Annotated in this window: 24 protein-coding genes, 1 tRNA gene and 1 riboswitch; of the genes, 12 read left to right on the top strand and 13 right to left on the bottom strand. The window is 66.6% G+C overall.

Translation table 11 applies throughout. The features are described from left to right. Nucleotides 1-21 precede the first annotated feature (21 nt). The 4 genes from adh to argC all read left to right on the top strand — a co-directional run bounded on the left by adh (nt 22) and on the right by argC (nt 4063). Entirely contained in the window at nt 22-1548 is a 1527-nt protein-coding gene (gene adh / locus KO490_RS00685) for an aldehyde dehydrogenase (RefSeq protein ID WP_216017481.1), read from the top strand. 100 nt (nt 1549-1648) lie between these two features. Further along, nucleotides 1649-2722 carry a DNA topoisomerase IB gene (locus tag KO490_RS00690; protein WP_216017482.1) on the top strand — a complete coding sequence of 358 codons (1074 nt, stop codon included), beginning with the start codon at nt 1649-1651 and terminating at the stop codon, nt 2720-2722. Next, a complete protein-coding gene (locus KO490_RS00695) occupies nt 2719-3048 on the top strand; it encodes a DUF779 domain-containing protein (protein WP_216017483.1) in 330 nt (109 codons plus the stop codon). Before KO490_RS00690 ends, KO490_RS00695 begins: the two co-directional genes overlap by 4 nt. A 70-nt stretch (nt 3049-3118) precedes the next feature. After that, complete coding sequence (gene argC / locus KO490_RS00700) at nt 3119-4063, top strand: N-acetyl-gamma-glutamyl-phosphate reductase (protein ID WP_216017484.1); 945 nt, start codon at nt 3119-3121, stop codon at nt 4061-4063. 13 nt (nt 4064-4076) lie between these two features. Here argC and KO490_RS00705 read toward each other — a convergent pair whose 3' ends face one another. The 8 genes from KO490_RS00705 to gcvT all read right to left on the bottom strand — a co-directional run bounded on the left by KO490_RS00705 (nt 4077) and on the right by gcvT (nt 12526). Beyond that, a complete protein-coding gene (locus KO490_RS00705; RefSeq protein WP_216017485.1) occupies nt 4077-4340 on the bottom strand; it encodes a DUF982 domain-containing protein in 264 nt (87 codons plus the stop codon). 122 nt (nt 4341-4462) lie between these two features. Further along, nucleotides 4463-4669 carry a cold-shock protein gene (locus tag KO490_RS00710; protein ID WP_216017486.1) on the bottom strand — a complete coding sequence of 69 codons (207 nt, stop codon included), beginning with the start codon at nt 4667-4669 and terminating at the stop codon, nt 4463-4465. 860 nt (nt 4670-5529) lie between these two features. Further along, nucleotides 5530-5605, bottom strand: a tRNA-Ala gene (locus KO490_RS00715). A gap of 94 nt (nt 5606-5699) precedes the next feature. Beyond that, a complete protein-coding gene (locus KO490_RS00720) occupies nt 5700-7592 on the bottom strand; it encodes a pyrroloquinoline quinone-dependent dehydrogenase (protein WP_252726924.1) in 1893 nt (630 codons plus the stop codon). 5 nt (nt 7593-7597) lie between these two features. Then, complete coding sequence (locus KO490_RS16375; protein WP_252726925.1) at nt 7598-7960, bottom strand: hypothetical protein; 363 nt, start codon at nt 7958-7960, stop codon at nt 7598-7600. Between the two features lie 160 nt (nt 7961-8120). Beyond that, nucleotides 8121-10958 carry an aminomethyl-transferring glycine dehydrogenase gene (gene gcvP / locus KO490_RS00725; RefSeq protein ID WP_216017488.1) on the bottom strand — a complete coding sequence of 946 codons (2838 nt, stop codon included), beginning with the start codon at nt 10956-10958 and terminating at the stop codon, nt 8121-8123. A gap of 75 nt (nt 10959-11033) precedes the next feature. Further along, nucleotides 11034-11393 carry a glycine cleavage system protein GcvH gene (gene gcvH / locus KO490_RS00730; protein WP_216017489.1) on the bottom strand — a complete coding sequence of 120 codons (360 nt, stop codon included), beginning with the start codon at nt 11391-11393 and terminating at the stop codon, nt 11034-11036. Between the two features lie 11 nt (nt 11394-11404). Then, on the bottom strand, nt 11405-12526 hold the full coding sequence (gcvT, locus tag KO490_RS00735; protein ID WP_216017490.1) for a glycine cleavage system aminomethyltransferase GcvT: 1122 nt from the start codon (nt 12524-12526) through the stop codon (nt 11405-11407). A 153-nt stretch (nt 12527-12679) separates the two neighbouring features. Beyond that, nucleotides 12680-12769, bottom strand: a riboswitch (glycine riboswitch). 146 nt (nt 12770-12915) lie between these two features. Here gcvT and KO490_RS00740 point away from each other — a divergent pair. Beyond that, nucleotides 12916-14643 carry a glycosyl transferase family 90 gene (locus KO490_RS00740; RefSeq protein WP_216017491.1) on the top strand — a complete coding sequence of 576 codons (1728 nt, stop codon included), beginning with the start codon at nt 12916-12918 and terminating at the stop codon, nt 14641-14643. Here the strand turns inward: KO490_RS00740 and KO490_RS00745 are convergent. From KO490_RS00745 to KO490_RS00765, 5 genes are read right to left on the bottom strand one after another with little or no spacing between them, the layout of a single operon-like run. Next, the gene (locus tag KO490_RS00745) at nt 14607-15716 is read right to left on the bottom strand and encodes an ABC transporter ATP-binding protein (protein ID WP_216017492.1); all 1110 of its coding nucleotides are present in this window, start codon (nt 15714-15716) and stop codon (nt 14607-14609) included. The two genes, KO490_RS00740 and KO490_RS00745, sit on opposite strands and share 37 nt — an antisense overlap. A 19-nt stretch (nt 15717-15735) precedes the next feature. Continuing rightward, on the bottom strand, nt 15736-16515 hold the full coding sequence (locus tag KO490_RS00750) for an SDR family oxidoreductase (RefSeq protein WP_216017493.1): 780 nt from the start codon (nt 16513-16515) through the stop codon (nt 15736-15738). A 51-nt stretch (nt 16516-16566) separates the two neighbouring features. After that, entirely contained in the window at nt 16567-17244 is a 678-nt protein-coding gene (rpe, locus tag KO490_RS00755; RefSeq protein ID WP_368500150.1) for a ribulose-phosphate 3-epimerase, read from the bottom strand. A gap of 58 nt (nt 17245-17302) precedes the next feature. Next, a complete protein-coding gene (locus KO490_RS00760; protein WP_216017495.1) occupies nt 17303-17965 on the bottom strand; it encodes a flagellar hook capping FlgD N-terminal domain-containing protein in 663 nt (220 codons plus the stop codon). 10 nt (nt 17966-17975) lie between these two features. Continuing rightward, entirely contained in the window at nt 17976-19286 is a 1311-nt protein-coding gene (locus tag KO490_RS00765; protein ID WP_216017496.1) for a flagellar hook-length control protein FliK, read from the bottom strand. Between the two features lie 99 nt (nt 19287-19385). On the opposite strand from KO490_RS00765, the gene KO490_RS00770 reads away from it, so the two are divergent. From KO490_RS00770 to carB, 7 genes are all read left to right on the top strand, one after another. Beyond that, on the top strand, nt 19386-19628 hold the full coding sequence (locus KO490_RS00770) for a hypothetical protein (protein WP_252726926.1): 243 nt from the start codon (nt 19386-19388) through the stop codon (nt 19626-19628). A 20-nt stretch (nt 19629-19648) separates the two neighbouring features. Next, nucleotides 19649-19942 (top strand): hypothetical protein, encoded by a 294-nt coding sequence (locus KO490_RS00775; protein ID WP_216017497.1) that lies wholly within the window; start codon nt 19649-19651, stop codon nt 19940-19942. A 171-nt stretch (nt 19943-20113) separates the two neighbouring features. Continuing rightward, nucleotides 20114-20956 carry a flagellin gene (locus KO490_RS00780; protein WP_216017498.1) on the top strand — a complete coding sequence of 281 codons (843 nt, stop codon included), beginning with the start codon at nt 20114-20116 and terminating at the stop codon, nt 20954-20956. A 114-nt stretch (nt 20957-21070) separates the two neighbouring features. Beyond that, nucleotides 21071-21388, top strand: coding sequence for a flagellar biosynthesis regulator FlaF (flaF, locus tag KO490_RS00785; protein WP_216017499.1), 318 nt, complete (start codon nt 21071-21073; stop codon nt 21386-21388). Beyond that, nucleotides 21385-21801, top strand: a complete 417-nt coding sequence (flbT, locus tag KO490_RS00790) for a flagellar biosynthesis repressor FlbT (RefSeq protein WP_216017500.1) — start codon at nt 21385-21387, stop codon at nt 21799-21801. Before flaF ends, flbT begins: the two co-directional genes overlap by 4 nt. Further along, the gene (locus KO490_RS00795; RefSeq protein WP_216017501.1) at nt 21798-22577 is read left to right on the top strand and encodes a DUF1217 domain-containing protein; all 780 of its coding nucleotides are present in this window, start codon (nt 21798-21800) and stop codon (nt 22575-22577) included. Before flbT ends, KO490_RS00795 begins: the two co-directional genes overlap by 4 nt. Nucleotides 22578-22683: 106 nt before the next feature. Beyond that, complete coding sequence (carB, locus tag KO490_RS00800; RefSeq protein ID WP_216017793.1) at nt 22684-26022, top strand: carbamoyl-phosphate synthase large subunit; 3339 nt, start codon at nt 22684-22686, stop codon at nt 26020-26022. Nucleotides 26023-26035: the final 13 nt, after the last annotated feature.

Below are 26035 nucleotides of genomic sequence, written 5' to 3' on the forward strand. Positions count from 1 at the left end.
GGACATCCATGGGAGGATACGATGCCGAACGACCAGACGCATGAATTCAAGGGCGTGGGCGTGATGCCCTTTGCCAGCCGCTACGACAATTTCATCGGAGGCAAATGGGTCGCCCCGCGGTCGGGGAAATACTTCACCAACGTGACCCCCATCACCGGCGGCGAGATCGGAGAGATCGCGCGGTCCAATGCCGATGACATCGAGGCCGCGCTGGATGCGGCCCATGCTGCCAAGGACGGCTGGGGGCGGATGTCGGCGACCGAACGGTCGGGCATCCTGCTGAAGATCGCCGATCGGATGGAACAGAACCTGCAGCTTCTGGCCACCGCCGAGACATGGGACAACGGCAAGCCCATCCGCGAGACGATGGCCGCCGACCTGCCTTTGGCCGTCGATCATTTCCGGTACTTCGCCGGGGTCCTGCGCGCGCAGGAGGGCGGCATTTCCGAGATCGACCAGGACACCATCGCCTATCATTTCCACGAGCCGCTTGGCGTTGTGGGGCAGATCATACCGTGGAACTTCCCACTGCTGATGGCCTGCTGGAAGCTGGCGCCCGCACTGGCCGCCGGGAACTGCGTGGTGCTGAAACCGGCCGAGCAAACGCCCGCCAGCATCATGGTGTTCCTGGATCTGGTGGGGGACCTGCTGCCGCCGGGCGTGCTGAACGTCGTGAACGGCTTCGGCCTGGAGGCGGGCAAGCCCCTGGCCAGCAATCCGCGCATCGCCAAGATCGCCTTTACCGGCGAGACGACGACGGGCCGTCTGATCATGCAATACGCGTCCGAGAACCTGATCCCCGTCACGCTGGAACTGGGCGGCAAATCCCCCAACGTCTTCTTCGAGGACGTGACCCGCGAGGATGACGATTATTTCGACAAGGCCATCGAGGGCTTCGTCATGTTCGCGCTGAACCAGGGCGAGGTCTGCACCTGCCCGTCGCGCGCGCTGATCCACGAGAAGATCTACGACCGCTTCATGGAACGTGCCCTGAAGCGCGTCGAGGAGATCGTGCAGGGCGATCCGCGCGACAGCGCCACGATGATCGGCGCGCAGGCCAGCAGCGAGCAGCGAGAGAAGATCCTGTCCTATTTCGACATCGGTCGGAAGGAAGGCGCCGAGGTCTTGACGGGGGGCGAGGCCGCGGATCACGGGGGCGAACTGTCCAACGGCTACTATATCAAGCCAACCGTGCTGAAGGGGCACAACAAGATGCGCGTCTTCCAAGAAGAGATCTTCGGCCCCGTCGTGTCGGTCACCACCTTCAAGGACGATGCCGAGGCGCTATCGATCGCCAATGACACGCTCTATGGTCTGGGGGCGGGCGTGTGGTCGCGAGAGGCCAATACCTGCTATCGCTTCGGGCGGGCCATCCAGGCGGGACGCGTGTGGACGAACTGCTATCACGCCTATCCGGCGCATGCGGCCTTCGGCGGCTACAAGCAGTCGGGCATCGGGCGGGAAAACCATCGCATGATGCTGGACCATTACCAGCAGACGAAGAACATGCTGGTCAGCTACAGCTCGAAGAAGCTGGGCTTCTTCTGAGCCGTGCATCGGGGCGGTCCCTGCCGGGCCGCCCCATCGCCGCAACCGCCGGGGGGTGCCGGACGTTGTGGCACCAGTTCATCCACTGCCGGAATGCGCCATGCCCAAGGATACGGTCGAGGACGACGCCCGCGTCGTCGATGCAGGGGATGCAGCCCGCAGCATCGGGCTGTTCCATGTCGATGGCGACATGCCGGGCCTTGGCCGCAGGGGATGCGGAAAGGGGTTCACCTATCTGGATGCGGATGGCGCCACGATCCGCGACCGCGCCCTGCGCAAGCGGCTGGAGGGGTTGGCCATTCCACCCGCCTGGCGCGAGGTCTGGATCTGCCCCGACCCCCGCGGCCATATCCAGGCGACGGGCCGCGATGCCAAGGGGCGCAAGCAGTATATCTATCACCCCGATTTCCGGGCGCTGCGGGAATCGGCGAAATACGACCACATGCTGGAATTCGCGGATGCGCTGCCCGGCATCCGGGCGCGGGTCGATGCCGACATGCGCAAGCGGGGCCTGGGCTTCGACAAGGTCGCGGCGACCATCGTGCATCTGCTGGAACACAGCCTGATCCGCGTGGGCAATGCGCGATATGCCAGGACGAACCGGTCCCACGGACTGACCACGCTGCGTGAACGCCATGTGGATCTGACAGGCAGCCGCATCCGGTTCCGCTTCACCGGCAAGTCGGGCAAGGAATGGGACCTGCGCCTGACCGACCGCCGGGTGGCCCGCGTCATCCGCAACCTGCAGGACATTCCGGGCCAGCACCTGTTCCAGTATCTGGACGATGACGGGCAACGCCGGCCCATCACCTCGGGCGAGGTGAACGACTACCTGCGCGAGATCTCGGGGCGCGACGTGTCGGCCAAGGATTTCCGGACATGGACCGGGACCGTGCTGGCCGCGCTGGCGCTGGCCGAATGCGAACGCGACGACACCCGGACCGGCTGCGACCGCACCCTGCGCGAGGTGATCGAATCCGTCGCGGCGCGGCTGGGCAACACGCCCGCCATCTGCCGCAAATGCTATGTCCATCCCCAGATCATCGAGGCGTGGATGGCCGACGAATTGCTGCTGGAGATCCGCGGCAGGATCGACCGCGACCTTGCGGGGCAGGGGCTGGATCCCGACGAACGCAAGGTCCTGAATTTTCTGAGGAGGAGGCTGAAACCATGAGCACCGTCACCGCAACCCCCGAGGCACTGGCCCTTCTGGCCGAGATCGAGGCCGATCACGGCCCCGTCCTGTTCCATCAATCGGGGGGGTGTTGCGACGGTTCCTCGCCCATGTGCTATGCGCAGGGGGACTTCAAGGTCGGGGAACGCGACGTGCAGCTGGGGCAGGTGGGGGATGCGCCCTTCTACATCTCGGCCAGCCAGTACGAGACGTGGAAGCATACCGACCTGGTGATCGACGTTGTGCCCGGGCGCGGCGGCATGTTCAGCCTGGACAACGGGCGCGAGCGGCGCTTCCTGACGCGTTCGGACATCTGCGCGACCTGATCGGGCAGGGGCGTTGTCGGACCGGGGACGATCGTCTAAGGATGTGGCTGTTCGATCAGAGGGATGTCCCATGACCCATAGCGTGTTCATCGATGGCGAAGCCGGCACCACCGGCCTGCAGATCCGCGAGCGGCTCCAGCGCCGTGACGACATTCGTCTGGTCCAGGTCGATCCGGCCCGCCGCAAGGATGCCGATGCCCGCGCCGAAGCCTTTGCCGAGGCCGATGTGGCGATCCTGTGTCTGCCGGACGATGCCGCGCGCGATGCGGTGCAGATGACGCAGGACATGGATGTCCGGCTGATCGATGCCTCGACCGCGCATCGGATCGATCCCGACTGGGTCTTCGGTTTCGCCGAACTGGCCCCCGAAATGCGCGAGCGCATCGCCTCGGCGCGTCATGTCAGCAATCCCGGCTGTTACAGCACGGGTGCGATCGCGATGGTCGCGCCCCTGATCGCCGCGGGCCTCATCGAAGAGACCGAGGCCCTGTCGATCCATGCCGTCAGCGGATATACCGGCGGCGGCAAGGCGCTGGTCGCCGAATACGAGGCGGGCACCGCGCCCGCCCATTTCGTCTATGGCCTGAACCAGCGCCACAAGCACATCCCCGAGATCATGACCCATGGCGGCCTGCTGATGCAGCCGGTCTTCGCGCCCTCGGTCGGGAATTTCGCACAGGGCATGGCCGTCCAGCTGCCGCTGCACCTGGATGACGACCGCAGCATCGGCGCGCTGCACCAGGCGCTGGCCGATCACTATGCCGGGCAGGAATTCGTGAAGGTCGTCCGCGCCGAGCCCCTGGGCCCGCGCATCGACCCGCAGGCGATGAACGGCACCAACGGGATGCGGATCAGCGTCCATGGCGACGAGGATGGCGGCTGCGCGCTGGTCGTCGCGGTGCTGGACAATCTGGGCAAGGGGGCGTCGGGCGCCGCGGTCCAGAACCTGAACCTGATGCTGGGCCTGCCCGAGGGGCTGGGCCTGGAAGCGCCCGAGGGCGTCTCCGAAAGCTGAGGCGAAGGCCGCCTCAGCGCAGTTCGATGGCCGGGGCCTCCAGCCGGAGGCCAGCCGAATTCGCGGCCGACAGGAATGCGCTGCGTGCCGATGACACGGGCACGATGCATTCCATCGCCGCGTCGATCTGGTTCATCGCCTGAACGCGCCTGTCGTCGTCGATGGGCCAGCTCTTGCGCAGCCAGTGCTGGGCCTGTTCGATGGTGGTGATGCGTCGGGTGCCGCCATGGGCGTCGGTGGTGAAATGAAGCGGGCTGCCCCACTGGATCTCGATCATATGTGATGTCCTTCCATCCGCCGGACTGCCGGTCGGATGTTCGTTTCGAAAAAGGGAATGATAAAAACAAGGGCGGGGCCGGCACGCGCCGACCCCGCCCCCAGAATGTCGCGAGCTGCGGCTTATGCCAGCGCGAGGTTCACAGCCGATTCGCGGCCGCTGCGATCGCTTTCGAGATCGTAGGTGACGGCCTGGCCGTCATTCAGGCCGCGCAGACCTGCACGCTCGACTGCCGAGATGTGCACGAAGACGTCCTTGCTGCCGTTCTCGGGAGCGATGAAGCCGAAGCCTTTGGTGGCGTTGAACCATTTCACGGTGCCGTTGGCCATATCCGTATTCCTTTTAGTATGTCACCCGCAGTATGCGGCGACCCGGCAAAGCTGAAGATCGAAGCTGAGCCGTAAAAAGGAGCAGTGTTCGAAAATAGAGATGCAGCCGCAACTTAACCGAGTTCGCAGGATAAAGCGAGCGAAAGCTGACATGCCTGCGTCACTGTGACGGACAGGGCTGTTAATGCTGGATAAACGGGGCCTCGGATCGCCTGACTTGGCCCGGTTCGAGGCATCTGCAAGGCGGTTTCGGGACGCGGATGCCCCCGACGATGACCGGGATTCGCGAATCCCAGGGCGGCATCGAGCCGGCCAGCAGGCTATTTTAAGTTTGGCCGCATTTCGCCACGGATGCATATGACCCGGAACGTCCCGCCCGTAATCTTCGTGAAGGCGAATTCAGGCTGCCGACCGGAACCACGATGCCGTCGGCGCAGCCTAGGGCAGGGTTGGATCCTTGGACGCTGACGGGTGATGCTGCGGGAGACCTTGCTGTCGAGCGGATCCGGGTCGGCATTCCATCGTCAGATGTCCATAAAAAGGAAACTTCGATGGAAACTGCGAAGTCGAACGATGGCACGAGCGTTCTGTAATGCCGATCCCCGGGAACGTGCATGTCAGTGGCGCTGAGGCACGCGATGGCAGGGCCGGGTGGTGCAAAGGTTGAGCGCTGTAATACGGCACCGCACTACGTTGCCGAGGACGCATACGGGAAAAGGCTACTTTACACTGCGCAGGGAAATTTGTCCGGTAGAGTGGCGGAACGTATGACGGGTGCAAACCCGACACGCCGCCATGCGCAAGACCCCGGCGAAAGCGGCGCGTCCGTCCAGCCGTGTTCGGCATGAAGATGGATGTGGTGGTGGAGCCGAGGGGAATCGAACCCCTGACCTCGTCATTGCGAACGACGCGCTCTACCAACTGAGCTACGGCCCCGATGCGCAGATTTTTTGCGCGCGTTCGCGGCCTTGTCAAGACCCGCAGCAGGGGCCCCGGGCAAGGGGCCCCCGCAAGGTTCCTGGCAGTGCGGTCAGTCCTCGGGCAGGGCGAAGGCCACCAGTTGATCCGAGACCTGCGGCTTGATGATGGAATTGCCGCCGACCGCGAAGACCACGTATTGGCGATCGTCGTAATCATAGACCGCGGGCACCGAAACGGCGGGGGCATCGACCTGCGCCTTCCACAGCGTGTCGCCCGTCGCGGCGTCCAGCGCCCTGACCCGTGCATCCATCGAGGCCCCAATGAAGATCAGCCCCGAGGCGGTGACGACCGGACCCCCGATGGTGGGCGAGCCCCAGCTTTCGGGCATGTAGAAGCCCCATTTCTGGACCTGGCCGAAGGGAACCTCCCATAGGGTTTCGCCCGATTTCAGGTCGATCGCGCTCATGACGCCGAAGGGGGGCTTCCAACAGGGCATGCCCATCGGGTTAAGGAAGTTCGTCAGCCGGAAACCGAAGGGCGCACCGGTCTGCGGGAACAGCCCGCCCGTCGCCTCGGACCCGCCCGAGGTCAGCTCGGAATATTCCTCGCGCTCGATCAGTTGGTAGATCTGCGCCACGCGAGAGCTGTTGATGTAGAGGATGCCGTTTTCGGGATCGACCGCGCCGCCGCCCCACTGCATCCCGCCCGCCGTGGCCGGAAAGGCCAGCGACCCTTCGGTCGAGGGCGGGGTGTAACGCCCTTCGTAGCGCAGCTCGTCGAACTTGCGCGAGCAGTATCCGAAGGACGCGATGTCGGCCAAGCCGAAGACCCCGCCCCAATCGTCGCCGATGGGCGATTTCGGCAAGCTGGGATAGGGCTGGGTGGGCGATGAGACCTCGCCCTCGACATCGGTCTGGGGAACCTCGCGTTCCTCGATCGGGAAGATCGGCTCACCCGTGAGGCGGTTCAGAACGAAGGCCAGGCCCATCTTGGTGGGCTGCACCAGCGCGGGCGTGCTGCCGCCTTCGCCGGGAATATCGACCAGCGTCGGCGCCGATACGGTATCGTAATCCCAGATGTCATGATGGACCAGCTGGCGCGACCACTCGACCTCTCCGGTATCGCCGTTCACCGCCGTGACCGAGGTCGCCAGCGGGATCTCGTCCAGGCGCGTGCCGCCATAGAAATCCGGGCTGGGGCTGGAGACGGGCAGATAGACGAGGCCGTTTTCCTCGTCGACGGACATGGCGGTCCAGACGTTCGACGTGCCGGTCAGGCCGTCGTAATCCTCGGGGATGGAATGGAAGGTCCAGATGCGTTCGCCGGTGCGGGCATCCACGCCGAAGACCGACCCGAGCGGATTGTCCGCATCATGCCAGTCCTTGCCCGCCCAGCCGACGATCAGCTTGTCGCGAAAGACCGTGGGCGGTTGCAGCTGGGACAGCGGAAAATTGGCGTCCGGGGTGTTCCACTGGTTCACGTTCAGGATGCCGCCGTCGCCGAAGCCCTCGCACAGCTGGCCGTCATCGGCATCGACCGCATGCAGATGCGCGTCCATCGTGCCGATGATGACGCGCCGCGTGCAGGGACCGTCGCCGCCCTCGGGATCCTCCCAGTAGGTGACGCCACGATTCTTCAGCTCGGGCTGGGTCAGGGGTTCCAGTACCGTCTCGTCGGGTTCGTAGGTCCAGACGACTTCGCCGGTGTCGGGCTCGATCGCCAGGATGCGGTAGAACGGCGTCCCGATATAAAGAAGGTCGTTGGCCAGGATCGGGGTGGCGGACCAGACGGTGCCCGCGATCTCGCCCGACCCGTCCGAGACGTCGCCGGTATGGACCTCCCAGACCTTTTCCAGATCGCCGACATTGTCCGGGGTGATCTGGGTCGAGGCGCTGTATTTCTGCGCCATCTTGTTACCGTGGAAGGTGGTCCATTCGGTCTGCTGGGCCAGCGCGGTCGCGGGCAGTGCGGCCAGGGTCAGAAGGGTCAGGTGCAGCTTCATGGCCGTTACCTCGCGATCAGGATGAAAATCAGCCATGCGATCAGCATGACGGCCACCGCAAGCATCACCCATGCGGCCTCCAGGAACCATGCGCACAGGATGGTCAGCAGCCCGCCCACCAGCAGCATCACCGTCAGGAAGGTCCGAAAGCCACCGGGTCGCAGCGCGCCCACCAGCAGCGCCCCAAGGAACAGCGCGGCGGTGGCGGCGACGGCCAGCCATGCGCCGGGCGTGCCCGCGATGCCCGAGCCGGTCCAGAAGACCTCGATCAGGGCGGCGATCAGGGCGAGGGCCGCGGGAATGGCCATCAGCCTTGCGGCAAGCTCTTCCCTGGCGTGAAGATGGGGGGTGAGGGTGCTTGAAGGCATGAGAAACCTCTTGGAACTGATGTCACGTCGGCGTGTATCCGGAAGGCGTACCCTTCAACAGCGCGTGAGCGGCGTGATCGTTCCATGGTTTCATGCGTTTGCCGCGCGCGATGCCTTGCGGGCGGGCAGTGGCGGCCCCCGAAGGGACCGCCTTGCGGGTTCACTCGGCCGCCTCGGCATAGGTTTCCAGGGGCGGGCAGGTGCAGACCAGGTTGCGGTCGCCGAAGACGTTGTCCACGCGTCCGACGGGCGGCCAGTACTTGTCCACGCGGAACGACCCTGCCGGGAAGCAGCCCTGTTCGCGCGAATAGGGGCGGTCCCAGTCCTTGACCAGATCCTCGACCGTGTGGGGGGCGTGGCGCAGCGGGCTCAGTTCCACCGCGATGCGTTCCTCGGCCACGTCGGTGATCTCGTCGCGGATCGACAGCATGGCGGCGATGAAGCGGTCGATCTCGGCCTTGGTTTCCGATTCCGTGGGTTCCACCATCAGCGTGCCCGCCACCGGCCAGGACATGGTCGGCGCGTGGAAACCGTTGTCGATCAGGCGCTTGGCGATGTCGTCCACGGTCACGCCATGATCGGCGAAGGGGCGGGTGTCGATGATGCATTCATGCGCCACGCGACCGCGATTGCCCATGAACAGGATCGGATAGGCCCCGGCCAGGCGCGACGCGATATAGTTCGCGTTCAGGATCGCCACGCGGGTCGCCTGGGTCAGCCCCTCGCCGCCCATCATCAGGCAATAGGCCCAGCTGATCAGCAGGATCGAGGCGCTGCCATAGGGGGCCGCGCTGACCGCGCCCTCGCCCGTGCGCGGATCGCCCGGAAGGAAGGGCGCCAGGTGCGACTTGACGCCGATGGGGCCCATGCCCGGGCCGCCGCCGCCATGTGGGATGGCAAAGGTCTTGTGCAGGTTCAGGTGGCTGACATCGCCGCCAATCTCGCCAGGTTTGACCAGCCCGACCAGCGCGTTCATGTTGGCCCCGTCGATATAGACCTGCCCACCGTGGTCATGCGTGATGTCGCAGACTTGGCGGACCGTATCCTCGAAGACGCCATGCGTGCTGGGATAGGTGATCATGACGGCGGCCAGCTTGTCGCCTGCCTTCGCGGCCTTGTCGGCGAAATCCTGAACGTCGATATCGCCGTTCGGAGCCGATTTCACCACCACGACCTTCATCCCGCACATCTGCGCGGTTGCGGGGTTCGTGCCATGGGCCGACATCGGGATCAGGCAGATGTCGCGCTGATCGTCGCCACGCGAACGGTGATAGGCCTGGATCGTCAGCAGCCCCGCATATTCGCCCTGCGCGCCGCTGTTGGGCTGCATGGAAAACGCGTCATAGCCGGTGATGCGGCACAGCTTCTGGGTCAGGTCGGTGATCGCCTCGTGGTAACCGGCGGCCTGATCGGCGGGGGCGAAGGGATGCAGTGCGCCGAATTCGGGCCAGGTGAAGGGCATCATCTCGGCCGCGGCGTTCAGCTTCATGGTGCAGGACCCCAGCGGGATCATCGCCCGGTCCAGCGCCAGGTCGCGATCCGACAGGCGACGCATGTAGCGCATCATCTCGGATTCGGCACGGTTCATGTGAAAGACCGGATGGGTGAGGTAGTCGCGCTCGCGCAGCAGCGCCTCGGGGATGGCAGGGCTGTCGGCGCGGGCAGCCTGATCCTCGATCCCGAAGGCGTCCAGCAGGCGGGCGATGACGCCTGCATCCGTCGTCTCGTCGACGCTGATGCCCACGCGGTCGCGGCCCACGCGGCGCAGGTTGATGCCGCGATGGCGGGCGGCGGCCATGATGCCCTGCTGACCGACACCGACCTTGACGGTCACCGTGTCGAAGAACGCCTCGGGCGCGACCTCGGCCCCGGCGGCGCGCAGCGCATCGGCGATGGCGACCGCGTTCAGATGCACGCGCTGCGCGATGGCGCGCAGGCCCACGGGGCCGTGGAACACCGCATAGAAGCTGGCCATGACCGCCAGCAGCGCCTGCGCGGTGCAGACGTTGGACGTGGCCTTCTCGCGGCGGATATGCTGTTCGCGGGTCTGCAGCGACAGGCGATAGGCCTGGTTGCCCGCCGCATCGACGCTGACGCCCACGATGCGGCCCGGCATTGCGCGCTTCAGCTCGTCCCGGCAGGACATGAAGGCCGCGTGCGGGCCGCCATAGCCCATCGGCACGCCGAAGCGCTGCGCGCTGCCCACCGCGATGTCGGCGCCCATCGCGCCCGGTTCCTTCAGCAGGCACAGCGCCAGCAGGTCGGTCGCCACGATGGCCAGCGCCTTGGCTTCGTGCAGTGCCTCGATTTCCGGGGTCAGGTCGCGGATATGGCCATAGGTGCCCGGATACTGGAAGATCGCGCCGAAGACCTGATCGGCCTGCAGATCGTCGATCGACCCCGTGACGATGCGGATGCCCAGGGGGGCGGCGCGCGTCTCGATCACGGAAATGGTCTGGGGATGCAGGTCATGGGCCACGAAGAAGGCATCGGCCTTGGATTTCGACTGACGCCGCGCCATGGCCATCGCCTCGGCCGCCGCCGTCGCCTCGTCCAGAAGCGACGCATTGGCCACCGGCAGGCCGGTCAGATCCGCGACCATCGTCTGGAAGTTCAGCAGCGCTTCGAGCCGGCCCTGCGCGATCTCGGGTTGATAGGGGGTATAGGCGGTGTACCAGGCCGGGTTCTCCAGGATGTTGCGCTGGATCGCGGGCGGCGTGACGGTGCCGTAGTAACCCTGCCCGATCAGGCTGGTCATGACGCGGTTCTTCTTGGCGACCTCCTCCATCCGGGCCAGCAGCGCGGCCTCGGACAGGGCGGGCCAGTCGAGGCGGTCGTCCTGGCGGATCGCCTTGGGAACGGTCTGGTCGATCAGCGCGTCCAGGCTGTCGGCGCCCACGGCGGTCAGCATCTGCGCCATCTCGGCAGGCGAGGGGCCGATATGGCGGCGATTGGCGAAATCGTCGGGGTTGTAGTCGGTGGGGTTCCAGCGGGTCATGCGCGCATCCATCCGGGGCGGGTGCCCCTTGCCTTGGTGTGAGAACGGGGGCCGTCCGGGCCCCCGTGAAACATGTCAGCCGATCAGCGCCTGATAGGCCGCTTCGTCCATGAAGCCTTCGACAGCCGAGGCGTCGGTGGGCTTGATGCGGAAGAACCAGGTGCCCATCGGGTCCTCGTTCACGGTGGCGGGCGCATCGGCCAGGTCGGCGTTCACGGCGGTGATGACGCCCGCGACGGGGGCGGTGATGTCGGACGCGGCCTTCACGGATTCGATCACGACGATCTCCTCGCCCGCCTCGACCTCGCGGCCCTCTTCGGGCAGTTCGATGAAGACGACATCGCCCAGCTGTTCGCTGGCGTGCTTGGTGATGCCGACGGTGACCTCGTCGCCGTCGCTGCGCAGCCATTCGTGATCTTCGGTGTATTTCAGCATGGGGACGCTCCTCAGCGCTTGTAGCTTGGGGTGATGAAGGGAAGTGCCACGACCGTTGCGGGAACGCGCTTGCCGCGCAGCTCGGCATGGACGGTGGCACCTTCGGGAATCTCGGCGGGGATGCGCGCCATGGCGATCGGGCCGCCGACGGACGGGCCGAACCCGCCCGAGCTGACGGTGCCGATCGGGTCGCCGCCCGCGGCGTCAGGGAAGATCACGACGCCTTCGCGAAGCGGCGCGCGTCCTTCGGGGCGCAGGCCCCGGCGCATGGACGCGGCGCCCTGCGCCAGTTCGGTCAGGATCACGCCCGCGCCGGGAAAGCCGCCTTCGCGCGCGCCGCCGGTGCGGCGGGCCTTGGACACCGCCCAGCCCAGCCCCGCCGCGCCGGGTGTGACGCCCGCATCCATGTCGTGACCATAGAGCGGCATCCCTGCCTCCAGCCGCAGGCTGTCGCGGGCACCCAGGCCGATGGGCGCGACCTCGGGGTGGTCCAGCAGCGCGCGGGCGAATGCCTCGACCTGCGCCCCGGGGACCGAGATCTCGTAGCCGTCCTCGCCCGTATAGCCCGAGCGCGAGAACCAGAGCGCGTGGCCCTGCCAGTCCAGCGTCAGGCTGTCCATGAAGCGCATGTCCGCGGCCTCGGGGATGATCCGGGCCAGCACCTCGGCGGCCTGCGGACCCTGCAGCGCCAGAAGCCCGCGATCGGTGACGGGGGTGACGGTGACACCCGCCACGCCCTGCAGGATCGCGATGTCCTGATCCACGCAGGCCGCGTTCACCACCAGAAGAAAGTGATCGCCGCGATTGGCGAACATCAGGTCGTCCAGGATGCCGCCTTCGTCATTGGTGAACAGCCCGTAGCGCTGGCGCCCCTCGGGCAGCGAGGCCACATCCGCCGCGATCACCGTTTCCAGCGCAAGGGCCGCGCTGGCGATGTCGCCGTCCTGCGGATGGATCAGCACCTGGCCCATGTGGCCCACATCGAACAGGCCCGCCTTCTGACGGGTGTGAAGATGTTCGGCCATGACCCCCATCGGGAATTGCACGGGCATGTCCCAGCCCGCGAAGGGCACCATGCGTGCGCCCAGTTCCCTGTGCAGATCGTTCAACCCGGTTCGACGCGTTTCGGCCATGCCGGCCCTCCCCTGTCATCGCTTCCTGCCGGTCAGCCGGCATCGGTCCTGCGGGGAAGATCCCCGCGCTTCGATGCCCCCTCTGTCCCTGTCCTTGCGGACGCCTGAGATCGTTATCCCTTCGGCGGGCCGATCGGCCACTCTCCAGAGTTCTGGTGGAAGACGGTCCTTTTGCCTGAGAGTTCGCCGGGGCGGCTGCTCCTTCGGCCCCGGCGCATGGCCGGTGTCTCCCGAATTCCTGTTTTCGCTGCTAGCTTCCGTCGCATCGCATGGCAAGGGATTTGTCGCATCCGGTCGCCGAAGCGGCGTTTTCCGCCCGCCAAAGGGGCAGCATTGACAGCCGGCAGGGCGGGTCGCATCGTCCGGCCAATTTGCTGAAGGGACGGCACATGCGGGACGGGGCGACGGGGGGCAAGCTGTTCCAGATCGGGTTCAACAAATGCGGCACGACCTTCATCGCGAAGCTGTTCGACATGAACGGCATTCCCGCCGCCCATTGGCTGGAAGGCGCCCTGGCCGAGGATATCGCCTATTCCCGGCTGACGGGTCGCAGGCCGCTGGCGCGTTGGGCCGACAGCGTGCAGGTCTTCACCGACATGGAATCGGTGCGGTTCCTCAACATGCCGGTGGTCGAGGCATTCAAGGAATACGCGCTGCTGGATCGGCATTATCCGGGGTCGGTCTTCCTGCTGAACACCCGCGACAGGGATGACTGGATCGCCAGCCGCTATCTGCATCGGGGTGGGGCCTATGCGCGCAGCTTCGCGGCCTCGTCGGGGGTGGGCCTGGGGGGTCTGGCGGATATCTGGGCGCAGGACTGGGACCGGCATCTGGCCGGCGTGCGCGCCCATTTCGCGGGCCGCCCCGAACTGGTCGAGATCGATATAGATCATGCGGCCCCCGGTGATTACCGCGATGCGCTGGCGCCGTGGTTCGATCTGCCGATCTGCCTCGAGCTTCCGGGCAAGGGCGTGCGTCGGGCGCGGGCCGACAGGCGTCCGCTGGTGGCCCGGATGGCGGCGACGCGGCCACTGGGGCGGGATATCGACGATGACACGCGGCGGAAACTGGCGGAACGGCTGGCTGCGAATGCCCGGCCCGCACGCAGCCATGCGGGCCGCGGCGCGCCCCTGCCCGCGGCGGTCTGCCTGGATCTGGATGCAGGCCGCGTAAGGACGCCCGAAGGGGGCGATCTGCCGTTGCGGCGCGGGCCTGACGGGCGGTTCCTGTGCGATGCCGAACGGCCCGGCCTGCTGCGGGTGATGAACGCGGTGAACGACATCGCCGGGGTGGCGGATGGCGGGCGATACTGGCTGGACATGCGCCCGGCCTGCACCGCGGGTGGGCCGGGTGGACCCGAGGCGGGCGGACCGGTCCTGGTCGGCCTGCGGCGCAAGGGGGCCGCGAACCTGTTCCTCTGGCCCGCGCCCTGGCTGCACCGCATCGGCAATGACGGCTTTCCGGGCTGGCCGCGCCCCGAGGGGCCGGATTTCGACGATCGCGACGACCTTGCCCTCTGGCGCGGGGGGCTGTCGGGATATGCGCCCGATACCTGCTGGACCGAACTGCCCCCTTCGGCCGAGTCCCTGACCGATCGCGTGCTGCAGGGCGATGCCCAAGCCGAGCTGGCGCTGACGCGTACGGCCCGCTGGCAGGCGGTTGCGGCACATCAGGGAATGGCGGGGATCGACATGGCCTTCGCCCCCGAACCGCGCATCGCCCGCGTGATCGCGCGCATGGGCGATGCGCTGCCCTGCGCGGCACCCCCGGCGGGGCATCCGCGCTATCGCATCTGCCTGGGCGGGACGGCGGGCGATGCGGATCTGATGCCGCTGATCGGCGGGCAGGAACTGGTCCTGCAAGAGGAGACGGGCTGGGAAGGCTGCATGACCGCGATCTTCAGGCCTTGGCGGCACTATGTTCCGCTGGCCCCTGCGGCGACCGATCTGACCGACCGCTTGGAATGGGCGCGACGCAATCCGGGGGAATGTCGTTCCATCATCGCCCGCGCGGCGCGGCTGTGCCACCGGCTGGCCGATCCGCAGGGACGCCGCCTGCATCTGGCGGGCGTGCTGGCGGATTACCGCGCGGCGTCGGTCGGCGCGGATTTCGGCTGACGGGGAAAGACGAAGACGCGGTCGCGGCGCAGCATCAGCCACATCGGCGTGCCCTCGGGCGGCAAGAAGACGCCGGGCACCGTCGCGTTCAGCAGGATGCCGCCCTCGTCGGTGGCGAATTCGACCAGCGATTCGCGCCCCAGATAGCGCGCGCGCCGGACACGAGCCCGCGCGGCGGTGCCGTTCTCGGCAGTGGGGGCGGGGCCCTGGCCCGCGCGGTCGAAATCGATCTTCAGATGCTGCGGGCGGATGACGATATCGACCTCGGAGCCGTCGGGCAGGCCGGGGGTCAGGAATTCGCCGAAGGGGGTCTGCGTCAGCGCCCCGGAGACGCGACCGGTCAGCAGGTTGATGTCGCTGAAGAACCCCGCCGCCTGCTTGTCCACCGGCGCATTGTAGAGATTGTAGGGCGCGCCCTGCTGCACGATGCGCCCGTCGCGCATCAGCAGGATCTGGTCGGCCATGCGCATGGCTTCGTGCGGTTCATGCGTCACCAGAAGGACGGCGGTGCCTTCTTCCTTCAGCAGGGCCAGCGTCTCGTCGCGGATGCCGTCGCGCAGGCGTTCGTCCAGACCGCTGAAAGGTTCGTCCATCAGCAGCACGCGCGGACGCGGCGCCAGGGCGCGGGCCAGGGCGACCCGCTGCTGTTCGCCCCCCGACAGTTCATGGGGATAGCTGTCCAGATGCGCGGTCATGCGCACACGGTCCAGAAGGTCCAGCACCCGGTCGCGATTGGCGGCGAAACCGCCCTTCAACCCGAAGGCCACGTTGTCGCGGACGGGAAGATGTGGAAACAGCGCAAAATCCTGGAACATCAGGCCGATCGCGCGCCGTTCGGGCGGCACGCGGAAATCGGTGTCGCAGATCAGCCGCCCATCGACGAAGATCCGCCCGTGATCCTGCATGTCCACGCCGGCAAGAATGCGCAGCGTGGTCGATTTCCCGCAGCCCGACGGGCCCAGCAGGCAGGCCACCTGGCCTGCCTCGACCGCGAAGTCGACATTGTCGACCACGGCGCGACCGTCGAAGCGGCGGGTGAGGTTGCGGACCTCCAGTCTGGGCGCGTCGGGCAAGGGTATTCCGTTTCGTTCCTCAGACGGTGACGTTCAGCGCCCCACCGTCGAGCAGGATGTTCTGCCCCACGATGAACCGCGCCTGCTGGCTGCACAGGAATGCGCAGGTCGCGCCGAAATCCTCGGCCGTGCCATAGGTGCCGGCGGGAATGTTCGCCTCGCGCTGCTTGCGGGCCTCGTCGCGGGTGATGCCCTGGCGGCCGGCCACCCCGTCGTCCAGGCTGTTGGCGCGGTCGGTGGCGTGGATGCCGGGCAGCAGGTTGTTCACGCAGACGCCGCTGCCTGCCACCTGGCGCGACATGCCCGCCACGAAACCGGTCAGCCCCGCCCGCGCACTGTTCGACAGCCCCAGTGCCGGAATGGGCGAGCGCACCGATTGCGAGGTGATGTTGACGACCCGACCCCAGCCGCGATCCATCATGCCCGGCACCAGCGCCTGCATCAGCGCGACCGCCGACAGCATGTTCGCATCCAGCGCGCGGATGAAGTCGTCGCGGTCCCAGTCGCGCCAGTCGCCCGGCGGCGGACCGCCCGCATTGGTCACCAGGATGTCGGCATCGCCAAGCGCCGCCAGAACCTTGGCACGGCCTTCCTCGGTCGTGATGTCGGCTGCGACCGGGGTGACCTCGACGCCGTATTTCGCGCCGATTTCGGACGCGGTGGCGGTGATCTCGGCCTCGGTGCGGCTGTTGATGACCAGATTCACGCCCGCCTCGGCCAGAGCCTCGGCGCAGCCGCGTCCCAGCCCCTTCGATGCGGCGCAGACCAATGCGCGCTTGCCCTTGATACCCAGATCCATCCTGCCCCCCGTCATGTCATGCGCGCAGGAAACGCCCGCGCGCGGGCTTTGTCAAACCGCTTCGACCGCCTTGCGGATCGCGGCCATGTTGCTGCCATAGGCCTCGGGATTGCCGACCGACCCGCCGCGGAACACGGCCGAGCCCGCCACCAGCACATCCGCGCCCGCCCGCGTCACCAGCGGCGCGGTGTCCGCATCGACGCCGCCATCCACCTGGATATGGATCGGGCGATCGCCGATCATGGCGCGGATCTTCGCGATCTTGGTGATCTGGCTGTGGATGAATTTCTGCCCGCCGAAGCCGGGGTTCACGGTCATCACCAGCACCATGTCGCACAGGTCCAGCAGATATTCGACCGCCTCGGCAGGCGTGCCGGGGTTCAGCGCGATGCCCGCCTTGGCACCCGTCGCGCGGATCGCCTGCAGGGTGCGGTGGGGGTGGGGGCCGGCCTCGACATGGGCGGTGATCATGTCGGCGCCCGCATCGGCATAGGCCTGGATGAAGGGATCGACCGGGGCGATCATCAGGTGCACGTCCATGAAGGTCTTCACATGCGGGCGGAAGGCCTTCACGGCGGGCGGGCCGAAGGTCAGGTTCGGCACGAAATGCCCGTCCATGACATCGACATGGACCCAATCGGCGCCCTGCGTCTCGATCGCGCGGATCTCGTTGCCGAAATCGGCAAAGTCGGCGGACAGGATCGACGGGGCGATCAGGATCTTGGACATCTGGGGCATCCTCCGGGTGTTCGGTCAACCGGGGCTTATGCCCGCAAGGCGCACAGGGTCAAGCATCGGGCGCCTCGCGCAGGCCCGTCACCTGATCGACCGAGGCCGTGGCCCCGCCTTCCAGCACGATCATCGTGCCGTCCGGACCGACCTGCGCCTCGGTCACGCGGGCATATGTCTCGACCTCGGACGTGTCGATCACCTGCCCGTCGCGACTGCTGACGATCTGGAACGCATAGAGCCCGTCCGGCAGCTTGTTGCCCAGATCGTCGCGGCCGTACCAGTCGATCTGCCCCTCGCCCGGGCCGATCTCCTCGCGCATCAGCTCCTGGCCCGTGGCGGTGGTCGTGATCAGCGTCACGCTGTCGGCCAGGGCATGGGGCGCGACCTCCAGCGTCAGGGGGGTGTCGCCGAAATGGACGGGGCCGGTGGTGCGGGCCTCCTTGCCGATCCAGTCGGCCACACCGCCGATGCCGCCCGTGCCGGACTGTCCGACCAGCTGCTCCAGCAGCTGATTGCTCAGCGCCTGCTGTTCGACCCCCGCGAAGGTCGCAAGCTGGACCGCGAAATCCGTGCTCTCCATCGGGTTCAGGGGGTCCTGGTTCTGAAGCTGCGCGGTCAGCATCTTGAGAAAGGTCTCGAAATCACCGCCGGTCCCCGAGCTGGTGAAGCTGCTTGCGCTGATGGTGCTTGTCGTCGTCGCGGTGATGGCATCGACCATGTTCGCTCTCCTAGATCCTGATATCCAAGCGCCGGTCGCTCAGCGCGCGGGGCGTTATGGCGACGTGGCGGACGGTATCGTCCGCCGGGCCGTTACCGCTGGCCTGCCGTCCCTCGGGCAGGGGCGGCCGGCGTTCCTCGCGAAACTCGAAAGAGCCCTGCTCGATCCCCGCATCCGCCAGGGTCTGGGTCAGCAGATCGGCATTGCGGCGGACCAGGTCCAGCGTTTCGGGGCGTTCGGCGAAGATGGTGACATGGCCGCGATCGGGGCCCGACATCACCAGGCGCAAGCGGCCCAGCTCTTCGGGGGCGAGGGCGATCTCGGTTTCGCCCTCGCGGGTGGTCACGACGGCCTCGGCGATCTGACGGGCGACGGGGCGTGCCTCGGGGGCCGTGGGGCTGCGCGGCTGGAACGCCGATTCGATCCGGGTTGCTTCGGATGGCGTGGGATCGGCGCGAAGGGCGGTTGCCGAGGGTTCCACGGACCGTTCCAGCAGCTCGGATTGCAGCGCTTCCTGGGCCTTCGCCACGGGTTGCGGCAATGCAGGGTCGGCGGTGTTCGCCTGCGGCGGGGCAACATCCGGCCGGGGCTGAGCCGTGGGGGCCGGTTGGGGCTGCAGCGCACCTTCGGGCTGCGACGCACCTTCGGGCTGGGGCATCGCGTCGACCGCCGCGCGGGTCGTGGGTGTGGCGGGGGCGGGCTGCTGCCCTGTGGGATCGGGCGTGGCCCGCGTCAGGCTGGCTGCCTCGCCTTCAGTCCTTGCGCCTGCCTGGGCGCGAAGCCCCCGAACCACTCGGGGCGCGGGCTCTGCCAGGCCGGTCATGTCGGACGCTGCGTATGAAATCGATGATTCGGAAGGGGGCGACATGCCCGCGGCGGTTGCCGCCATGGTGATATCCTGCGGGATTTCGGCCATCGGCGCCTTGTCGGCCGTCTTCATGGTCGGCGGAACAGCGGGATCGTTCATCGGCATCTGCGCAAGGATCGCATCCGCGGGTTCCGCATCGTCCGGCGGCATATCCTCTGTCTCGTCGGTCTCCGGCATCGGGCCATCGATGGGCAGCGCCGTCTCGATGGGCTGGGGTTCGGCCGTGGGGATCGGCGCATATTCCGCACTGACCCCGGACCATTCCGCCATGAGCGCCGCCAGCGGATCGCCAGCCTGCCTGGATTGGGCGGGTGCATCGACCCTTGGTTCCGGCAAGGCCTCCGTCCCGATGACGAAATCCGTCTGCCCGCCTGGAAGCACGCCCTCCATGCGGGCGGACGTGAGCGCCGCCTCGGACAGTCCTGAAAGAACCGGATTCGCAATCTCGACCATCTGCACCCTCCTGCGCTTTGGTCGGGATAGCAGCGACTGATTACCAATCCTTTACCGTTCACGGGCAAGAACAAGGGACCCCGTCCACAGGAGAGCAGCATGCAGATCGGTCCCATCATCACCGCCCAGTCCGCGCCGGAACGCGCCGCCGTGGCGCAACAGCTTGAACAGGCGTTCCTCGAGGAGATGCTGAAATACGCGGGCCCCGGCGCGCTGGAAGGGTCCTTTTCCGGCGGAGCGGGCGAGGAGCAGTTCACCAGCTTCCTGACGCGCGAACATGCCGCCGCCCTGTCCGAGAGGCTGGATCTGGGCTTCGGTCGCATGATCGGGGGTGGTGCATGACCCGCCAGCAGGCCCGGCAGATGGCCACGATTCGCGCAGCCATCCTGTCCGGCAACCCCACCGCGGCCCTTGCCGGGATCGAGGATTTCGCCCGCCAGGCCGCCCGGCATGGGCTGGACGATGCCACCCGGGCCGAGATTCACCCCCAGATGGCCCAGCTGCGCCGGCTGGCCGAGGCGTCGTTGCAGGGCGCCCGACAGGCCGCCGAGGAAGTGCGCGCCATCATCCGGGCAGCCCGCAGCCTGCAGACCTATGACGAGATCGGACGCCGCACGGCCACCACGGTCGTGGCCAGCGCCCCGCAGCGCTTTTAGTAAAATGCACCGTGAATGGCGTTTTGAGGAATCGGCGCCGTTCACTAGTTGTCAATCACCGCCGCCTAGAACGGTGACATGCCGATCACGGCAAAGGGGGCAGGACCCCGCCCAGGTCAGAAGGCCGCTCATGCAAACCCTGGTGCAAAGCACCTGATACCGGAGGATAACATGTCCAGCATTCTGACCAACAACAGCGCGATGGTGGCCCTTCAGACCCTGAAGAGCATCAACTCGCAACTGGATAAGACCCAATCCGACATCTCGACCGGCAAATCGGTCGCGACGGCCAAGGACAACGCGGCCGTCTGGGCGATCTCGAAGGTCATGGAAACGGACCAGACGGGCTTCAAGACCATCCAGTCGAACCTGAACGTCGCGGATGCCGTCGTCTCGACCGCCCGCAGCGGGGCTGAAGAAATCACCAACCTGCTGAACGAGATGAAGGAACTGGCCATCGGCGGCGCGAACGACGCGGCCGATCACGCCAAGATCCAGACGGACATCTCGAAGAAGGTCGAACAGATCACCTCGATCATCGGCGGCACGCAGATGAACGGCGTGAACCTGCTGAAGACCAACCCGACCGCCGGCAATACTAGCTTCACCGTGCTGGGCTCGCTGGATCGGACCAACGGCGCTGCGGCGACCTCGGCCAACAACATCTCGGTCGACTCGGTCGATTTCGAGGCCGGGCTGAACGTTGCGGGCCTGACCGCGATCACCGACCGTGCCTCGGCCCAGACCGCCATCGGCGAGATCGAGGCCCTGATCGACGTTGCGGTGCAGGGTGCCGCCGACCTGGGTTCGGCGGGCAAGCGCATCACCGACCAGTCGAGCTTCGTCGGCAAGCTGGCGGATTCGCTCAGCACCGGCATGGGTTCGCTGGTCGATGCCGACATGGAAGAAGCGTCCGCCCGCCTGCAGGCGCTGCAGACCCAGCAGCAGCTGGGCATCCAGGCGCTGTCGATCGCGAACCAGTCGCCGTCGGCCGTCATGTCGCTGTTCCGCTGATGAACAGGGCGGGCGCCATGACGGCGCCCGCCACCCCCACACTTCTCCAGAACGGGATGCACGATCTTGAACGCGGTAACGCCACTGGCCGAACACGGCTACAGGAACCCCGGGATGCGCAGCACGCGCGATGCGGAATACGACGTCTTTGCCCGCGTCACGCGCATGTTGCGACAGGCATCCGATCGCAGGGACAGGCGCGATATCATCGCCGCCGTCGCGAAGAATACCGAACTTTGGACTTTGCTTGCCTTCGATCTGGCCGAACCCGGCAACGGGCTGCCCGATGATGCCAAGGCCGGGCTGATCTCGTTGGCCGGTTTCCAGATCCGCCACGGGCAATCGGTCATGGCGGGCGAGGCTGTGACCCAGCCGCTGATCGACATCAACATGACCGTCATGCGCGGGTTGCGGGGCGAGGTGGGCGCATGAGCGGCCTGGTCCTGAAGCTGGCCCCGAATGAGCGGGTGCTGATCAATGGCGCGGTGATCGAGAATGGCGACCGGCGCAGCAAGATCGCGATCAAGACGCCGAACGTGAACGTCCTGCGCCTGCGCGATGCGATCCATCCCGACGATGCCAGCACCCCCGTGTCGCGGGCCTGCTATGTGGCCCAGCTGATCCTGTCGGGGGATGCCGAACCGGCCGAGGGGCGGCGCCAATTGCTTCTGGCCATCGAACAGCTGAGCCAGGTTTTCGAGGATCGCGACAGCCGCATCCTGCTGGGCCAGGCGACCGAGGCCGCCATCGACGACAACCCCTATCAAGCGATGCGCCGGCTTCGCGAATTGCTGCCGCGCGAAGCACGTCTCTTCGCCAGCGCGGCCGACCGGCAATCGGCATGACGGGGGTCATCTCGATCGGGGTCAGCGGGATCGCGGGCTGGAAGGTGGTCCAGCGGTCCGAAACCCGCCAGATCGCCGCGATCGAGGCCGACCCCGTGGTCCAGCGGTCGACCACCTATTTCAAGGACAAGATCGGCGGCATTTCCGAAGCGGCCGATCTGGTCAAGGATTATCGCCTGCTGAACACCGCGCTGTCGGCCTTCGGCCTGGAGGATGACATCGCCAACAAGGCGTTCATCCAGAAGGTTCTCGAATCCGATATCAGTGACAGCAGCTCGCTGGTCAATCGCTTGTCCGACAAACGCTATCTTCGCATGGCCGAGGCATTCGGCTTTGGCGGGGCGACCCCTGCGGCCGATCTGGGCGAGACGGTCGGTGCGGCCTTCGTCCAGCGCGAGTTCGAACGGCGCATCGGCGAAGGGGACGAAAATCTTCGCCTCGCCCTCAACGCCCGCCGGGAACTGGAGGCGATGGTCGGGCGCGATTCCAGCGACAAGACGCTCTGGTACGAGGTCATGGGCAACCCGCCGCTGCGCGAGGTGTTCGAAGGCGCCTTCGGCTTCAGCGACAACTATGCCCAGTTGGACGTGGATCGGCAGCTCGAGGAATTCATGGAGGCATCCGAGCGTTATCTGGGGACGTCCAGCTTTGCGGACCTGACCGAAAGCGGGATGATCGACAAGCTGATCATCAACTTCATGGCCCGAAGCCAGATCGAGACGGGCACGGTGCAGAACCGCTACAGCACGGCGCTGACCCTGCTGTCCGGCGGCTGAGGCGCGAAATCGGTCTTCATGGCGTCCGCGGCACCTTGCGTCCCGACCTGTCTTGGCTATAACCCCGGACGATTTGCGCCAATCCATGCCAGCCCCGGAGGCCATGATGCCGAAAAGAACCGATATCAAATCCATCCTGATCATCGGAGCCGGCCCCATCGTCATCGGTCAGGCCTGCGAATTCGACTACTCGGGGGCGCAGGCCTGCAAGGCCCTGCGCGAAGAGGGTTACCGCGTGATCCTGGTCAATTCGAACCCGGCCACGATCATGACCGACCCGGAGATGGCCGACGCCACTTATATCGAGCCGATCACCCCCGAGATGGTCGAGAAGATCATCGCCAAGGAACGCCCCGATGCGCTGCTGCCCACGATGGGCGGACAGACCGGCCTGAACACCGCGCTGGCGCTGGCCGATAACGGGGCGCTGAACCGCTACGGGGTCGAGCTGATCGGCGCGCAGCGCGGCGCGATCGAGATGGCCGAGGACCGCAAGCTGTTCCGCGAGGCGATGGACCGCATCGGGATCGAGAACCCCAAGGCGACCATCATCGCCGCCCCCAAGCTGGCCAATGGCAAGTACGACATCAATGCCGGGGTGGCCGAGGCCATGGACGCGCTGGAGGAGATCGGCCTGCCCGCCATCATCCGGCCCGCCTTCACCCTGGGCGGCACCGGCGGCGGCGTCGCCTACAACCGCGACGATTACGAACGCATCGTGCGCTCGGGGCTGGACGCCTCGCCCATGGCGCAGGTGCTGGTCGATGAAAGCCTGCTGGGCTGGAAGGAATACGAGATGGAAGTCGTGCGCGACCGCGCCGACAACGCCATCATCGTCTGCGCCATCGAGAACGTCGATCCGATGGGCGTCCATACCGGCGATTCCATCACCGTGGCCCCCGCGCTGACCCTGACCGACCGCGAATACCAGCGGATGCGGAACGGATCCATCGCGGTGCTGCGCGAAATCGGCGTCGAGACCGGCGGATCGAACGTGCAATGGGCGATCAACCCCGAGGACGGCCGCATGGTCGTGATCGAGATGAACCCGCGCGTTTCGCGCAGCTCGGCGCTGGCCTCGAAGGCAACCGGCTTCCCCATCGCCAAGATCGCCGCCAAGCTGGCCGTGGGTTACACCCTCGACGAGCTAGACAACGACATCACCAAGGTGACGCCCGCCAGCTTCGAGCCCTCGATCGACTATGTCGTCACCAAGATCCCGCGCTTCGCCTTCGAGAAATTCCCCGGCAGCAAGCCCGAACTGACCACCGCGATGAAATCGGTGGGCGAGGTCATGGCCATCGGCCGCAGCTTCCATGAATCGCTGCAGAAGGCGCTGACCTCGATGGAGAACGGGCTGACCGGCCTGGACGAGATCGCGATCGAGGGTGCCGCCGACCAGGGCAAGCCCGCCGTGATCGCCGCGCTGTCCAAGCAGACGCCCGACCGCATCCGCATCATTGCCGAGGCGATGCGCTTCGGCATGACCGATGACGAGATCCAGCGCGTCACCAGCTTCGACCCCTGGTTCCTGGCCCGCATCCGCGAAATCGTCGAGGCCGAGCATCGCATCCGCGAGGGTGGCCTGCCCGAGGATGCCGACGATCTGCGCGCCATCAAGATGATGGGCTTCACCGATGCCCGCCTTGCGCACCTGACCGGTCGGGACGAGGCCGATATCCGCCGTGCCCGCCGCGCGCTGGACATCAAGCCCGTCTTCAAGCGCATCGATACCTGCGCGGCCGAGTTCGAGGCCCAGACCCCCTACATGTACTCGACCTACGAAGCCCCCGCGATGGGCGAGGTCGAATGCGAATCGCGCCCCTCGGACGCCAAGAAGGTCGTCATCCTGGGCGGCGGTCCGAACCGGATCGGCCAGGGGATCGAGTTCGACTACTGCTGCTGCCATGCCTGCTTCGCGCTGACCGGCGCGGGCTACGAGACGATCATGGTCAACTGCAACCCCGAGACGGTCAGCACCGATTACGACACCAGCGACCGCCTGTATTTCGAGCCGCTGACGCTGGAGCATGTGCTGGAGATCCTGCGTACCGAGCAGGAGAACGGCACCCTGCACGGCGTGATCGTCCAGTTCGGCGGCCAGACGCCCCTGAAGCTGGCCAACGACCTCGAGGCCGAGGGCATCCCGATCCTGGGCACGACGCCCGATGCCATCGACCTGGCCGAGGACCGCGAGCGGTTCCAGAAGCTGCTGAACGACCTGGGCCTGAAGCAGCCGGTCAACGGCATCGCCAGCACCGACGAACAGGCGATCGAGATCGCGGGCCGCATCGGCTTCCCGCTGGTGATCCGCCCCTCGTACGTTCTTGGCGGCCGCGCGATGGAGATCGTGCGCGACATGGATCACCTGCGCCGCTATATCCGCGAGGCCGTGACGGTGTCGGGCAAGAACCCGGTCCTTCTGGACAGCTATCTTGCCGGCGCGATCGAGGTGGACGTGGATGCGCTGTCGGATGGCCAGAACGTGCATGTCGCGGGCATCATGGAACATATCGAGGAAGCCGGCGTCCATTCGGGCGACAGCGCCTGCTCGTTGCCGCCGCACACGCTGGACGCCCCCACGATCGAGGAACTGAAGCGCCAGACCGTCGAGATGGCGCGCGCGCTGAAGGTCGTCGGCCTGATGAACGTCCAGTTTGCGCTGAAGGGCGACGAGATCTATGTGCTGGAGGTGAACCCGCGCGCATCGCGCACGGTGCCCTTCGTCGCGAAGGCCACCGACAGCGCCATCGCCTCGATCGCCGCACGCCTGATGGCGGGCGAGCCGATGTCGAACTTCCCCGCCCGCGCGCCCTATCCCGAAGGCGTCGGCCCCGAGGACGACCTGCCCTTCGCCGATCCGATGACGCTGGCAGATCCGATCACGCCCTGGTTCTCGGTCAAGGAGGCCGTGCTGCCCTTCGCCCGCTTCCCGGGCGTGGACACGCTGCTGGGGCCGGAAATGCGCTCGACCGGCGAAGTGATGGGCTGGGACCGCAACTTCCCGCGCGCCTTCCTCAAGGCGCAGGTGGGCGCGGGCACGCATCTGCCGCATGAGGGGCGCGTCTTCATCTCGGTCAAGGATTCCGACAAGACCGAAGGACTGGCACAGGCCGCCCGCGACCTGACCGCGATGGGCTTCTCGCTGGTCTCGACCTCGGGGACGGCCGAATTCCTGGCGGGTCACGGTGTGGAAACGCAGCGCGTCAACAAGGTCTATGAAGGCCGCCCGAACATCGTGGACCGCCTGAAGAACGGCGATATCACGATGGTGCTGAACACGACCGAGGGTGCGCAGGCCATCGCCGACAGCCGCGAGATCCGGGCCGTCTCGCTCTATGACAAGATCCCGTATTTCACGACGGCCGCGGGCAGCATCGCCGCCGTCGCCGCGATCAAGTCGCGCGAGGAAGGCGAAGTGGGCGTGCGGTCGCTGCAGGCCTGATCTGACACGATAC

It is taken from the genome of Paracoccus sp. C2R09 (assembly GCF_018860625.1).
Lineage (GTDB): Bacteria > Pseudomonadota > Alphaproteobacteria > Rhodobacterales > Rhodobacteraceae > Paracoccus.